Here is a 13061-nt window from a genome sequence, read left to right as displayed (position 1 = left end):
CCCCCAACCCCTACTCCTGGTTGATTGGTTGGTTTTCAAGCAACTGTTGATAGAGCGTCTGATGCAATTGGGCAATCGTTTCCCAGCGGAATGAACTAGCGATGCGTTTGCCTGCTTGGCTCAGCTGTTGGCGCAATTCAGGGTTGGCGGCAAGTTGCTCGACTGCCAAGGCCAGATTAATCGCATCCTCTGACTCGACCAACAGCACATCGCGTTCATGGCGCAACGAAGGATCGATCGGCACATGCGGCGGCGTGGTAATGGTCGGCACGCCATGGGCCAACATTGCCAACAAACTGCCACGCCGATACGATGCGCCATCGCTAAATGGCAGGGCGGCGCAATCCAAGGCTTGCAACGTGCGCGAAACCTCGCTTGCACTCAAATAGCCCGTCCAATGGATGCGTTGGTCGAGTTCGAGGCGGCTGATCGTGGCGCGTAATTGCTCGGCGTAGGCTTCGTCTTCTGGCGAGCCTGTGCCACCGCCGATAATTACCAAACGAGTTGTGGCAGGCAAATATTGCAATGATTCAACGATCGTATGCACGCCTTTGGTGCTATTGAGCAAGCCAAAATAGCCTAAAAGCACGGTTTCGGCGTTTGCGCCCAATTGTTGGCGTAGTTGCTCGCGATCGGCCAAGGGCGCAACTTCGATATTCGCGCCAATCGGAATCAAATGGGCGGGCGGCTCCAATGGCTGGGTCAAGGTATAAATATCGGGATTACTGCTGGGCGCATCGCCAGCGAGGCGTGATTCATCCTCTGCATTGGTAACCACCACCGCATTGGCATTTTCAATCAACAAGCGGGTAACATAGCGGCGCAATGGAGCAACTTTGGGAGCCAAATAGGGCATACGCAAATCGTGCAAGGTAACCACGGTTGGCTGCGAGAGTGCGGCAGGCAGCAAATTAACTGCCGGTTTCATGGCATATGCGCCAGTTTGATATTGAATATGCACAATATCGGCCTCGAACTGCTTGGCAGCATTGCGCACATCTTGATGGAGCTTGCGACCCCAACCGCGCACCCGCCGCCAAACCAGCCAAGGTTCGCTTTGTTCTGGGCCTTCGCCAGCAGTTAATACACAAACGTGGCAGCCGATTGCCGTCAAGGCTTCGGCCAGTTTGGCAGTGTAATCGCCTACGCCCCCAGGTTGGGGCAGATATTCGGCTGTGAGCAACAAAATTCGCATCATAATGATCGGTGGCTAGCAGCAAGGCCGCAGCCCAACCCTTACTCCTTGGTTAGCAGATTGCTGGGCTAGACCAGCCTTGCCGTTAGCCCAACTATTTCACTCGTCCCAATAATTGCTTGGTCAAGCCATGCAACTCGGCAATTGGCTCGGCCTCGCCTTGTAAATCGGCCAAGGCTGCCAAGGCTTGCTCGTGATAGAACTTGGCCACGCCAGCAGTATAGCCTTGCGAGCCAGTGCGCTCTAAAATCGCCAACACGGTTGGAATATCGTTGGCTTCAAGCTCGCTTTTTTGGTAGATTGCCGCCAGCGTTTTGCCATCGTCTGCGTCGGCGTGGGCCAAAGCATGGATAATTGGCAAGCTCTTTTTGCGGCCCCAAATATCGTGAGCATCGGGCTTGCCAGTAACCGCTTCTGCGCCCCAAATGCCCAGCATATCGTCTTCGATTTGGAAGGCCAAACCAAGCGCTTCGCCCCAATTATACAAGGCCGAGGCTTGTTCGCGATTGGCATTGCCTAAAATTGCCCCCAAACCAGCAGCAGCAGCAATTAATGCAGCAGTTTTGCGGCTGATCATCGCCAAATAATCGCCTTCGCTAATGTCGAGGCGCTGCTCAAACGACATATCGAGATATTGGCCTTCGCACAAACGAATAATCGTTTGATTGAAGCGGCGAGCAATTTCAACCACAACTGGGGCTTCGACTCCAACGTCGGATAAGCGAAACAGCGAAAGCTGAGCGAGGGTAAACATACCATCGCCAACATTAATCGCTTGCGGCACATCCCACAATTTCCAGACCGTTTCGCGGCCACGGCGGGTTGGGCTATGATCCTCAATATCGTCGTGGATTAACGAAAAATCATGCAAGAGCTGAATCGCGGCAGCCAATGGCTCTGCTTGCTCTGGGTTGCCACCAACTGCGGCACAAGCCAGCAAGCAAAAGCGTGGACGCAACAACTTGCCACGATCGGCGTGGGTTGGCTCAAGCTGCGCATCGCGCCAGCCGAGATGATATTCCTGCATCTCATAAAACAGCTTGACCCGAGCATCGGCAGCTGGGAAGGCACGTTGCATTGCTTGGCGAATCGATTCATCAGAAATTTGTTTCATAGTAACCTCGTACTACGTAATGTCTTTGTAATCTTCAGCTCTAGCACCAATTCTTGCAAGGGCGTACACTCAAAGCAGCTAAGAACAACCCGTTGCACCACAATCTCGCTAAAAAATAAGGAGCCGATGATGAGTTTGAAAATGCGCTTTCGTTTCAGCCCGACCCAAGATGGCTTGGTCAAGGTGCTTGGCCCGTTGGAAACCGAAATTATGGAATTGTTATGGAAAGAAAATCAAGGCACAGTTAAGCAAATTCATCGTTCGTTGCAACATCGCCGCGATATTGCCTACACCACGGTGATGACCACGATGAGCCGCTTGGCCGAAAAAGGTATTTTGCACCGCACCCGCGATGGCTTGGCCTACGTTTACAGCCCTGAATTGAGCCAAGATGAGTTTGTGCAAATGGTTGTGCAACAAGTGCTCGATGGCTTGCTCGATGATTATCCAGATATGACCCTGAGCTATGTGGTTGATTATTTGGCTCGCAACGACCCAACCCAACTCAAGCAACTCAGCCGCGATGCCCAAAATCGCTATGCACGGGTCTAAATTCCCTCACTGCAACCCCTCTCCCACAACGGGAGAGGGGCTTTTTATTGTTCTGTGAAAACTAGACGATTTCGCCCCAAAGGTCGTAATCGGTGGCTTTGTTGATTGAAACATTGGCAAATTGGCCAACTTCGGCAGCGCCATAGCCAAACACTAAGCCATCAACTTCGGGCGCATCGCGATACGAACGCCCAACCACAATCTCCCGGCCATCGTCATCGGTACCAGTGCCTTCGACCAGAACCTTCATGGTTTGGCCAACGAAGCGGGCGGTACGTGCGCGTGAGATCACTTGCTGCACGGCCATGGCTTCGTTCCAGCGCCGTTCTTTGACCCGCTCGGCAACTTGGTCGGGCAATTCGCCTGCAACCGTGCCTGGCTCTAATGAATAGCGGAACATACCCACGCGATCGAATTGCATTTCTTCGAGAAATTCGAGCAAGGCTTTGAATTCGTCGCGGGTTTCGCCAGGATAGCCCACGATAAACGTGGTGCGCAACGACAAATCGGGCATGGCTTGGCGCAACGAATGGACAATCGCCTTGGTTTTGTCGGTATCAGGTGGGCGGCGCATGCGGCGCAAAGTATCTGGGTGAGCATGCTGCAACGGCATATCAACATAGTGACACAATTGGGGCAGCCGCGCCATGGTTTCAACCAAATCAGGCGTAACCGATTGTGGATAGGCATACATCAGCCGAATCCAGCGATCGGCGGGCACAACGTTGGCCAATTCTTCGAGCAAAACGCCAAGCCCATTGTGTTTCATGCCCAAATCGCGGCCATAATCGGTGAGGTGTTGGGCGACCAAGATAATTTCTTGCACCCCGGCCTCGACCAACTCGCGGGCTTCGCCTAAAATCGAGCCAACCGCTTTCGAGCGCATATCGCCTTTGAACGAAGGAATCGTACAGAAAGCACAGCGCAAATTACAGCCATCGGAAATTTTGAGATAGGCCGAGGGGCCGCGTTTGTTGCGTTTGATGGCGGTCGTGCGCCAATCGCCATACGCGCCAAGGCTATCGCCGGTCGATGACGGCGTGAGGCTCAGATTCAGCCCCATTGTGGGGATAGCAGTTGGTGCGCCGCCCATCAAGGGAATGCCAAAGCCGGTGGTTTTGCTTGTTGGCGCAGCGCCACTAGCCACAACCGAGCCAATCCGCATCCATTCTTTGGTGCTGAGGGTGGCATCGAGCATGGGCACGCGCGAACGCAGCACATCGCCATGGCTTTCGGCCATACAGCCAGCAGCAATTAATTTTTGGCCTGGTGCTTTGTTGTTGGCCAGCTCTTGCAACACGCCAACGGTTTCTTCGCGGGCGGCGTTGATAAACGAACAGGTATTGACAATTACCACATCTGCGCCAGCGCTGCTATCAACGGCGGTGTGGCCTTCGCGCGTCAGAATGCCATGCATGCCTTCGCTATCGACGGTATTTTTCGGACAACCTAAAGTAATGATATGAAACTTCATGTGTTGTATAAACTCGATGAGGCACAGCCTCGTTGATAAATAGTTAAGATCGATGTGTCTATTGTACCAGCAAGTTTCAGTGAAATACGCAGAATTGGAGGCTTTATGCACGAATTACGCTTGCGGCCACTGAATTGGCCCGACGATCAGGCAGCGATTTGGGCACTCGACACAGGGTTTAGCACCACGACAATCTATCAGGTGCAGCAAACTGGGTTAAGCATTGAGTTGGTTTTGCGCGAATTAGCCCAGCCATTTGAAAAACGCTATGATCTGCGTGAAGATTGCGAGCGTTTGGCGCAGCAGGCTTGGGTATTGGTTGCCGAGGATCAAGGCCAAGTGGTTGGTTTGGCGGCGCTGGATTATCAGCAGTGGAATCGGCGGGCAGTGCTTGAGCATTGTTATGTTGCTCGGGGTTATCGTGGCCAAGGCTTAGGCCGACAATTGCTCACGGCAGCGATTGAAGCAGCGCGGCAATTATCGGCTCGTTGTGTCTGGCTCGAAACTCAAACGACCAATCCAGCAGCAATTGAGTTTTATCGTACAGTCGGGTTCCGTTGGTGTGGCATTGATTTGCAATTGTATGATCCTGCAACACTTGATCCGCGTGAGATTGCATTATTTTTCAGCTACGACCTCACGGAGATTGGGCTATGACGGGTCGTCGGGGCAAAGTTTGACCTGTTGGCTGACGTAAATCAGCGGTCGCATCGGGCCATGGCCGGGGTACATCCATTCAACGCCACGCTCGCGCAAAGCCTGAAAACTACGTTCGACCGAGGCTTGTCCTTCATCATCGGCGGCATATGGTTGTAAATCGCCTGTGAAGGCAATGCCCTGATCGAGCACCAAACTAATGCTATCGGCAGAATGGCCAGGCGTGTGGATAATCTCGCCAGCCATCGCCAGCGAAGCCAACCATTCGCGACTTTGGGCGGTGCTGATCACACGCGTGTTGTCGGCGGTAATGGGCTGATAGTTGTGTTCGGGCTTGATCAAGCTTTTGAGCAAGGGAATAGCTGGTTGCTGTTCTTCGACAACAATCAACTCAATTCCTTTGGCTTTGAGTTCTTGCACCAAGCCCGCGTGGTCGGGATGATAGTGGGTGATCAACATTGAATGAATTTGATCCAAATCAACATCATTACGTTTGAGCACCGCCATCAATTTGCCCCATGTGCCAGGCCAACCAGCGTCGATCAACAAAAAGCCAAAGGTCGAGCCAACCAGATAATAATTGGTTGAATCGTAGCCAACATTGAGAATTCCAAACGGCATTCGCGTGCCTCCATCCAATATTTGAATCTAGATTAACTCAAGGATTCGCTGATTAACTCGGCCATCGGGCTTATTTACGGTCGTTCATTTGGTGCAAATTGGTTTAGATGTAATGGTTCATTACATTAACCATCATGGCGCTTTTCCACCCTTCCGTCCCGCCAGCGGGAGACGCAGGGGGCTTTAATCCCCCTGCACCCCCTCAAGGACAATCGGCGGCCAAACCGCATCCATTGATGAACCTGCGGATGCGTGGTATTCAGCCGAAACCAAGCCTTGGATGGGGTTGGATTGCGGGAATACGCCGGTTGCTAACCCAATAAACCAATACATTTAGAACAATGGACGACAGCCGCCATGACCGGGATAAACCAAGGTTACGCCGCGTTTTTGCAATTCCTGCCAGCTTTGTTCAATCAAGGCTGGGTCTTCTGTATGGCTGGCATAGGGATGCAAATCGCCGATAAAAGCGATGCCGTTATCCAAAATCAAGCTGACGCTATCATCGGAATGGCCGGGCGTAAGGATAATCTCGCCAGCGATGCCAATTGAGGCCAACCATTGGCGGGTTGCCTCAACCCGCAACACGATCGTTTGATCAAAGGTAATTTCTTGGTACTGGTAGTGTGGCTTGATATAGGTTTTGAGAATCGGAATCGCCGACCGTTGCTGTTCGATCACCACCAATTGCACGCCGTGGGCCTTGAGTTCCTGCACTAAGCCTGCGTGATCGGGATGATAATGGGTGACCAGCAGATAGCGAATTGTCGTTAATGCGATAGCTTGGCGTTTGAGTTGGGCAAGTAATTTGGCCAAAGTTCCAGGCCAACCAACATCGAGCATCAAAAAACCCTCAGTCGCTCCAATCAGGTAATAATTGGTTTCATCGTAGCCAACGTTGATAATCGTGGATGTCATAGTTGAATGTTCCGCTCTAGTAAGGTTACTCACCACACTCACGTCCCCATGGTAGCGCATCCAAACGCTTGTGCTGACCGCCGCGAGATTGATTTAATCGGTAACAAAACCATAACCATGGGTCGTATGAATATTCCTTGCCAGAGCGAACCTGATAGTGCTAGGATAGCCATAATTAATCGTGCTTGATGTGAATGCAGATATAGATATTAAGGAGTTGAGCCATGGCCATTCGCAAAGTTGCAATTTTGACCAGTGGTGGCGATGCCCCCGGCTTAAACGGGGTTATTCGAGCTTTTGTAAAATCGGCAGTTATTGAACATGGCTGGGAAGTAGTTGGGATTGAAGATGGCTTTGAAGGCTTGGTTGGCAAGCCCCGCCTGCGGCCCTTGGGTTTGAAAGAAGTGCGCGGTTTGCTTGGGCGCGGCGGTACAATTTTGGGCAGCACCAACAAAGGCAATTTTGGCTGGCGTAAAAATGCCCAAGGCGAGTTGGTGCGCAACGATGCAGCGTATCAAGAATTTGTGGCCAATGCCAAGGCCGAAGGGATCGATGCAGTCGTTGTGTTGGGTGGCGAAGGTAGCCAATCGATCGCCCACGATTTGGGTAATTTTGGCTTGCCCGTGGTTGGCGTGCCCAAAACTATCGATAACGATTTGGTTGGCACCGACCAAACCTTCGGCTTTGATACCGCAATTGGGGTTGCGACCGATGCCTTGGATCGCCTGCACACCACCGCCGAGAGTCACGACCGCGTGATGGTGCTTGAAGTGATGGGTCGCCACGCAGGCTGGATCGCCTTGCATGCTGGCTTGGCTGGCGGTGTTGATGCGATTTTGATTCCTGAAATTCCGTTTGATTTGCGCGCCTTGGCCCACAAAATTAACGAACGTGATGCGGTTGGCTCGTCGTTCAGCATCATTATTGTGGCTGAAGGCGCGATGCCTTCAGGTGGCGAGGCAATTTACCAACGCGAAGGCTTGCTTGGCGGAATTGGCTATTACGTTGCCAACCAATTAGCTGCCTTGACCGACAAAGATACGCGGGCAGTGGTGTTGGGCCATATTCAACGCGGCGGCTCGCCAACGCCAATCGACCGCATTTTGGCCTCGCGCTATGGGGTTGGCGCGGTTTGGGCCATCTCGCAAGGGCGCTTTGGTCAGTTAGTGGCGATTCAGAACGATCAATTGATTACCGTGCCATTGCTCGAATGTGCCAACAAAATCAAGCCAGTGCCAGTTGATGGCCAAATGGTACGCACAGCCCGCTCGTTGGGAGTCGTTTTTGGCGATGAAGAGCAACGAATTAATCAATAAATCTTGGGCAGAGCCACAAAACAAAAAGCCCCTCGCCCGTGGTGCAGGCGAGGGGTTGGGGTGAGAGAAGCTTACTCTACAAAATGCCGTAGCGGGCGCGCCAAAAATCGAGCACTTCTTGGACAATTTGCTCCATGCCGATGTGTGGCTCCCAGCCAGTGGCTTGGCGCAACTTGCTATTATCGCCCTGCAAAATTGGCTCATCGACAGGCCGCAAACGACTTGGATCGAGCTTAACTTCGATTGGCACGCGGCCAAAGCGCTGCACCAAATCAACAATGTCGCCGATGCGCGTCGCCACGCCCGAACAAAGATTATAGACCTCGCCCGCTGGCGCTTTTTCGAGCAGCAACCACAAGGCCCGCGCCACATCGCTAAAATGGCTAAAATCGCGCTGTGGCTCCAAGTTACCAACGTGCATCACTGGCTCGCTGTGGCCAGCTTCGATGGCCGCCATTTGCTGGCAAAAAGTCTGAATCGAGCAACGATCGCCTTGGCGTGGGCCGACGTGATTGAACGAGCGGGTGACAACCACATGCAAGCCATAGGATTGATGATATTGCAAGCCCAACATTTCGGCAGCGGCTTTGCTCACGCCATAGGGGCTGCCCGGGCGCAACGGATGGCTCTCTTTAATTGGCACATCGGCGGGGTTGACGATGCCATATTGAGCACTGGTGCAGGCAATGTGCAACCGAGCTTGCGGTGCGTTGGTGCGCAAGGCCTCTAAAATATTCAATGTGCCTTCGGTGTTGGCGCGCAAGGTGGTGACTGGCGCATCCCACGAGGCGCTGGGGTAGCTTTGCGCCGCAAGGTGAAACACCCGATCTGGCTGAACGCGCCGCATCAGGGTTGCCATCGAAAAGCTATCTTCAATATCGCCTTCGTGCAAGGTTATTTTGCCCTGCAAATGCTCAATTGGCCGTGGATCGGAGCGCCAACGCTTGAGCGCATGAATTTCAAGCTCGGGCAAGGTTAATAAATAATCGGCCAGAAAACTACCAACTGGCCCAGTAATGCCAGTAATTAAAACACGCATCAGAGTTCCTCAGTAGGTACGTAACAGCGCAGCAAGGTCACTGAGTTGGCAACTTCGTAGGTGTATGCGCCCAAGCTTGCTGGCAAAACCAAGGTTGTGCCCAGCGTTAGCTCCCAAACGCCGTGGAATGAACGCAAGGTGGCTGAGCCATCGATCACGGTAATAATTTCAAAGCTGGTGGGCAGGGTCGCCGAATCGGCCCGACCATGCAATTGCCAACGCTCCATGGCAAAGTAGCGGCATTTAACCAACAGGGTGCGGCGCGAATCAATCTGGGTTGGTGGCGTTTCGGCTAGCTCAGCAGCGCGATAATCCAGCACATCAAGCGCCCGTTCGATGTGCATTTCACGTGGTCGGCCATAATCGTAAATCCGATAGGTCAGATCGGAAGTTTGCTGAATTTCAAACAGCATCACGCCAGCATTAATTGCGTGGATCGTACCAGCAGGCACAAAAATTGTGGTTCCAGCGTGGGCTGGCACAGTGCGCAACAGTTCTGGCAAACGCTCGGCTGCAATCAATTCGCTACATTCTTCGCGGCTGGTTGCCCGCTTAAAGCCATGAATCAACTGAGCGTTGACTTCGGTTTGCAGCAAATACCAGGCTTCGGTTTTGCCATTGAAGCCAGTCGCGGCCTCCACCGTGTGAGCATACGCATCGTCGGGATGCACTTGCACCGACAGATGATCAGCGGCATCGATAAATTTGGCCAACAGCGGAAACTGGCTGCCTGAGCGCTCAAATGAGACACTGCCAAGCAACAATGCACCGTATTGCTCGGCCACAGCGGCCAAAGTTTGGCCTTGCAACGGGCCATCAGCAATGCGATTTTCTGCATAGACCAGCCAAATTTCGCCGAGTGGGCTTGGGGCAGCGGGCAAATTCAGCCATTGAGCCAAGCGATTGCCGCCCCAAACACGGCTATCGTAGCGGGCTTCAAGTTGGAGAGGTGGTAAAGTTTTGGCTTCCATAATTTAATACTTCTTCGAGATCGCAACGACGCTGAGGATCACCCCAGCGCCGCTCCTGAGATCAATCGTGATAATGCTAGCGATGAATAAAACTTGTCCAAGTGCGATATTCGCGGCCTTCAAACGTCGCAACGACTTCAACCGGAATCGTGCCAATTGGCAGATCGCGCACATGGAACACAAAACTGGCAGTGCCATCAAGCCCAGTTGTATGGCCCGTGCCTGGAATGCGTTCGTTGCCAATATAGCGGTAGATATTGACAAACGCTGGGTGCGCAGCCTCGCCATTGACAATCAAGCGCACACAAACAACTTCATCTTCTGGCGGGCTGACCACGGGCAACGTCGCCCAGGCTTGAATGCCTTCGACTGGCGCTGGCACATTGATATGGCAAGGCCGATCGGGGAATGGCACATTGATCGGAATTGGCAAGACTGCCGTTGGAATTGCGGTTGCTTGAATTGGCTCGGGCGTGGGTGAGACTGGAACAATCGGCGTAGCGGTTGGCCGTGGTGGTTGCTCGCGATTGCGATACTCGACCCCAACCAAGCCTAAAACAATTAAATTGCTTTGATGCAATTCCATGCGCCCGCGCTCAAACCATTGAAACGAAATTGGATTGCCCGTCGGATCACGCCCAACCAAGAGTGGGCTAATTGGCAAGCCAAAAATTTCGAGGCTGGTTGCACCTGGCGTTGTGCCAACCGTTTCCCATTTGGTGCGAAACGGCTCACAAACATTAAAACCAGTGCGCTCGAAATAGCGACAACCAGCCCGCGCGCTTTCTCGTTCGTGGCGCACAAGATACAGCTCTGCACCTAAGCGGCCAAGCTCGACTTCGAATTGGCGCGCATGCTCAGGATGATATTCAAAGCGAGCACGCTCAAAATATTGTGCCGTAAAAATACCATTGCTGGTTGTTTCGCGAATTTCAGCAGTAATTGGATAGCCGAATTGACTCAGACCGCCGTTGGTCTCCCAATAGCGCCGAAATGCCCCGTTGATACAAAAGCTGGTTGTTGAAAAACAAAGCGGTTGTTCAACTGCAGGCGGATTATCATCTTCGGGATTTTGGGCGGCAACTGGCTGCCAGCGCCAACTTGCCACACTGATACAGATGATCATCAAGCCTAGCCCAAAGGCGAACCGCCAACGGTGCATACGTCAATCCCCCTCAACTATGGTTGGCTTGTTTGGACACTTAATGTTGTCAGGCGGGCGCGTAAGGCCAGCATTGCAGCTAAATTGCGCATCAAACGATAGCCAAAAATTGGATCGTGCTCACAATGATTCAGAATCGCAGCCTGCGAGATGCAAATCACCCGCACGCCTGCATCGCCTGCTTGGAGGCTAGCCGAACGCACCCCGCCATCGACTAGCGCCAATTCGCCGGCAATTTCATCGGCAAATAAAGTTGCCAATTTGCGCTCTGGCCCTTCCGACCCAATCGTTTTGGGATCGAGCCAAACTTCCAAATGCCCGCGAATCACCACATACAGATCGTTTTCGCTGGCTTGTTGCGCTGAAAGCACAACCGCAGGATCGAATTGCTGAATCTGGGCGTGATTGGCTAAAAAATCGAGATCAGCGGGCCGCATTTGTTCAAATAACGGAACATCGGCCAAACGCTGGGCGATTTCGGCTGGGGTTGGTTGCTCAGCTGAATCAGAGGGAAGTGCCATATGGCCTCCAAACTAGGTTCATGCCTGTATTCTAGCGGTTCTTGCAGCGATCAGCAACATTGGCCCAATTTTGGCGTACAATGCTGAGAGACCGTCGGTCATCCCTCCAAATCGTCAATAAAATATGTTAATATCCCCGTACTGCCGATTTTGGTGGGACTCTGGAACTATATCATGCGGCGCGATTATGGCATAGTCTGTGCTTTATAGCTAGCCATACAAACAATTGGATTTAAAGAGACACAGTACAAACAACTAAAATAGGAGGTCACAGGGTGCACTGTCCTCATTGTAACGCACCCTGTCGCTACATAGGTGAGCAACGGGGCGCAGAAAAATATAGTCGTGGCCGAAAGATGTTGTTGTGGACGTGTGTTGCCTGTGGTTCAACATTAAGCCAATTAGTCGATAAAGACACGCCGATTCCGGCGGTTGGCACGCTTTCCTCACAGCAACAAACCAAAACAACCGTCGTTAGTGGTCGCTCTGCACGAGACTAAGTTGCTGGGCATTAAATGTTAGGTCGAGCGTTTGGCCTTGGCTCAATTGATATGTACTTGGCAGATCAAGCTGGAGCAATCCCTGCTGATAGCGCCAATCGATTCGTTGATAGCTGCCACGGAAACTTTGCTCGACCACAATGCCCTGAAAACTTGGGCTGGCCGTTTGGGCGATTTGGGCTGCTTCAGGCCGAATCAATAGATAAGCGGCATTGGTTTGCGAGCTTGTAATTTGGAATGGGCCTAAATTGGTTTCTACTGCTTGTAGTTCAGGGCCGAGGCTGGTTTGGCGCTCAATTGGCAACAAATTGGTTAGGCTCAGAAAACGGGCAACAAAGGCTGTTTTGGGCTGCTGATAGATCGCTTGGGGGGTTGCAAGTTGGACAATCTGGCCTGCATTCATCACTGCCAAGCGATCAGCAACCACAAAAGCCTCGTTTTGATCATGGGTCACATAGATCGCCGTCACCTCAGCAGCTTTGATAATTTGGCGCAGTTCCTCGGTTAAGCGTTCGCGCAAGGTTCGATCCAACGATCCCAAGGGTTCATCGAGCATCAATAATTGCGGGCGTGGCGCTAACGAACGGGCCAACGCTACCCGCTGGCGCTCGCCACCAGATAATTCCAAAACAGAACGCCGTTGATAGCCCACCAAACCCACCAGTTCCAACATTTCGGCTACCCGCTGTTGGCGCTGGGCTTTGGCCATGCCTTCCATGCGCAAGCCAAATTCAATATTTTCGCTGACATTGCGATGGGGAAAGAGCGCCCAATCTTGAAACATCAGGCCAAAATTGCGCCGATGAATCGGAATTGGGTTAAGCGGCTGGCCATGCAACAACAACTGGCCTTGATCGGCAGATTCAAGGCCAGCAATAATGCGTAAGAGGGTAGATTTACCGCAACCGCTGGGGCCAAGCAAGGCCAGAATTTCACTCCGATTGATGGTTAATTCAATCTCACGTAAGACGCTTGTTTGTTCAAATTGCTTACGAATGCCTTGCATGTGCAACATAGTTTG

The 13061-nt window shown here is 52.4% G+C and carries 14 protein-coding genes; 4 read left to right on the top strand and 10 right to left on the bottom strand.

The window, feature by feature from the left end:
- Positions 1 to 10: 10 nt before the first annotated feature.
- Together C5S61_RS13665 and C5S61_RS13660 are read right to left on the bottom strand one after the other, a co-directional pair.
- The gene (locus C5S61_RS13665; RefSeq protein WP_110515605.1) at positions 11 to 1198 is read right to left on the bottom strand and encodes a glycosyltransferase family 4 protein; all 1188 of its coding nucleotides are present in this window, start codon (positions 1196 to 1198) and stop codon (positions 11 to 13) included.
- A gap of 91 nt (positions 1199 to 1289) precedes the next feature.
- On the bottom strand, positions 1290 to 2309 hold the full coding sequence (locus C5S61_RS13660) for a polyprenyl synthetase family protein (protein ID WP_110515604.1): 1020 nt from the start codon (positions 2307 to 2309) through the stop codon (positions 1290 to 1292).
- A 129-nt stretch (positions 2310 to 2438) separates the two neighbouring features.
- Between C5S61_RS13660 and C5S61_RS13655 the strand changes: the two genes are divergently transcribed.
- Positions 2439 to 2861, top strand: coding sequence for a BlaI/MecI/CopY family transcriptional regulator (locus tag C5S61_RS13655; RefSeq protein WP_110515603.1), 423 nt, complete (start codon positions 2439 to 2441; stop codon positions 2859 to 2861).
- A gap of 61 nt (positions 2862 to 2922) precedes the next feature.
- On the opposite strand, the gene rimO is transcribed toward C5S61_RS13655, so the two are convergent.
- Positions 2923 to 4335: a 30S ribosomal protein S12 methylthiotransferase RimO gene (gene rimO / locus C5S61_RS13650; RefSeq protein ID WP_110515602.1), complete on the bottom strand. Its 1413-nt coding sequence runs from the start codon at positions 4333 to 4335 to the stop codon at positions 2923 to 2925.
- 105 nt (positions 4336 to 4440) lie between these two features.
- Between rimO and C5S61_RS13645 the strand changes: the two genes are divergently transcribed.
- Positions 4441 to 4992: a GNAT family N-acetyltransferase gene (locus C5S61_RS13645; RefSeq protein WP_110515601.1), complete on the top strand. Its 552-nt coding sequence runs from the start codon at positions 4441 to 4443 to the stop codon at positions 4990 to 4992.
- Here the strand turns inward: C5S61_RS13645 and C5S61_RS13640 are convergent.
- Together C5S61_RS13640 and C5S61_RS13635 are read right to left on the bottom strand one after the other, a co-directional pair.
- Complete coding sequence (locus tag C5S61_RS13640) at positions 4987 to 5613, bottom strand: MBL fold metallo-hydrolase (protein ID WP_110515600.1); 627 nt, start codon at positions 5611 to 5613, stop codon at positions 4987 to 4989. The two genes, C5S61_RS13645 and C5S61_RS13640, sit on opposite strands and share 6 nt — an antisense overlap.
- Positions 5614 to 5946: 333 nt before the next feature.
- Positions 5947 to 6531, bottom strand: coding sequence for an MBL fold metallo-hydrolase (locus tag C5S61_RS13635; RefSeq protein ID WP_110515599.1), 585 nt, complete (start codon positions 6529 to 6531; stop codon positions 5947 to 5949).
- A 224-nt stretch (positions 6532 to 6755) separates the two neighbouring features.
- Between C5S61_RS13635 and C5S61_RS13630 the strand changes: the two genes are divergently transcribed.
- Complete coding sequence (locus tag C5S61_RS13630) at positions 6756 to 7847, top strand: 6-phosphofructokinase (RefSeq protein WP_110515598.1); 1092 nt, start codon at positions 6756 to 6758, stop codon at positions 7845 to 7847.
- Between the two features lie 76 nt (positions 7848 to 7923).
- On the opposite strand, the gene C5S61_RS13625 is transcribed toward C5S61_RS13630, so the two are convergent.
- From C5S61_RS13625 to C5S61_RS13610, 4 genes are all read right to left on the bottom strand, one after another.
- Entirely contained in the window at positions 7924 to 8886 is a 963-nt protein-coding gene (locus tag C5S61_RS13625; protein ID WP_110515597.1) for a GDP-mannose 4,6-dehydratase, read from the bottom strand.
- Complete coding sequence (locus C5S61_RS13620) at positions 8886 to 9857, bottom strand: type I phosphomannose isomerase catalytic subunit (RefSeq protein WP_110515596.1); 972 nt, start codon at positions 9855 to 9857, stop codon at positions 8886 to 8888. Before C5S61_RS13620 ends, C5S61_RS13625 begins: the two co-directional genes overlap by 1 nt.
- 76 nt (positions 9858 to 9933) lie before the next feature.
- Complete coding sequence (locus C5S61_RS13615) at positions 9934 to 11019, bottom strand: hypothetical protein (protein WP_110515595.1); 1086 nt, start codon at positions 11017 to 11019, stop codon at positions 9934 to 9936.
- A gap of 17 nt (positions 11020 to 11036) precedes the next feature.
- Positions 11037 to 11540: a cyclic nucleotide-binding domain-containing protein gene (locus tag C5S61_RS13610; protein WP_110515594.1), complete on the bottom strand. Its 504-nt coding sequence runs from the start codon at positions 11538 to 11540 to the stop codon at positions 11037 to 11039.
- Between the two features lie 275 nt (positions 11541 to 11815).
- Between C5S61_RS13610 and C5S61_RS26605 the strand changes: the two genes are divergently transcribed.
- Positions 11816 to 12040 (top strand): hypothetical protein, encoded by a 225-nt coding sequence (locus tag C5S61_RS26605; RefSeq protein ID WP_124033429.1) that lies wholly within the window; start codon positions 11816 to 11818, stop codon positions 12038 to 12040.
- Here the strand turns inward: C5S61_RS26605 and C5S61_RS13605 are convergent.
- Positions 12015 to 13055 carry an ABC transporter ATP-binding protein gene (locus C5S61_RS13605; RefSeq protein WP_110515593.1) on the bottom strand — a complete coding sequence of 347 codons (1041 nt, stop codon included), beginning with the start codon at positions 13053 to 13055 and terminating at the stop codon, positions 12015 to 12017. The genes C5S61_RS26605 and C5S61_RS13605 overlap by 26 nt on opposite strands.
- Between the last annotated feature and the right edge of the window lie 6 nt (positions 13056 to 13061).

It is taken from the genome of Herpetosiphon llansteffanensis (genome assembly GCF_003205875.1).
Lineage (GTDB): Bacteria > Chloroflexota > Chloroflexia > Chloroflexales > Herpetosiphonaceae > Herpetosiphon > Herpetosiphon llansteffanensis.
Note: the sequence above shows the minus strand (reverse complement) of the source record. Positions and strands in the feature narration are given on the sequence as shown.

Excerpts from the sequence above, each read along its gene's own strand:
- C5S61_RS13620 (WP_110515596.1), bottom strand. The coding sequence starts at position 9,857 with ATGGAAGCCAAAACTTTACCACCTCTCCAACTTGAAGCCCGCTACGAT.
- C5S61_RS13640 (WP_110515600.1), bottom strand. The coding sequence starts at position 5,613 with ATGCCGTTTGGAATTCTCAATGTTGGCTACGATTCAACCAATTATTAT.
- rimO (WP_110515602.1), bottom strand. The coding sequence starts at position 4,335 with ATGAAGTTTCATATCATTACTTTAGGTTGTCCGAAAAATACCGTCGAT.
- C5S61_RS13655 (WP_110515603.1), top strand. The coding sequence starts at position 2,439 with ATGAGTTTGAAAATGCGCTTTCGTTTCAGCCCGACCCAAGATGGCTTG.
- C5S61_RS13665 (WP_110515605.1), bottom strand. The coding sequence starts at position 1,198 with ATGATGCGAATTTTGTTGCTCACAGCCGAATATCTGCCCCAACCTGGG.
- C5S61_RS13630 (WP_110515598.1), top strand. The coding sequence starts at position 6,756 with ATGGCCATTCGCAAAGTTGCAATTTTGACCAGTGGTGGCGATGCCCCC.
- C5S61_RS13625 (WP_110515597.1), bottom strand. The coding sequence starts at position 8,886 with ATGCGTGTTTTAATTACTGGCATTACTGGGCCAGTTGGTAGTTTTCTG.
- C5S61_RS13605 (WP_110515593.1), bottom strand. The coding sequence starts at position 13,055 with ATGTTGCACATGCAAGGCATTCGTAAGCAATTTGAACAAACAAGCGTC.
- C5S61_RS13660 (WP_110515604.1), bottom strand. The coding sequence starts at position 2,309 with ATGAAACAAATTTCTGATGAATCGATTCGCCAAGCAATGCAACGTGCC.
- C5S61_RS13615 (WP_110515595.1), bottom strand. The coding sequence starts at position 11,019 with ATGCACCGTTGGCGGTTCGCCTTTGGGCTAGGCTTGATGATCATCTGT.
- C5S61_RS13635 (WP_110515599.1), bottom strand. The coding sequence starts at position 6,531 with ATGACATCCACGATTATCAACGTTGGCTACGATGAAACCAATTATTAC.
- C5S61_RS13610 (WP_110515594.1), bottom strand. The coding sequence starts at position 11,540 with ATGGCACTTCCCTCTGATTCAGCTGAGCAACCAACCCCAGCCGAAATC.
- C5S61_RS13645 (WP_110515601.1), top strand. The coding sequence starts at position 4,441 with ATGCACGAATTACGCTTGCGGCCACTGAATTGGCCCGACGATCAGGCA.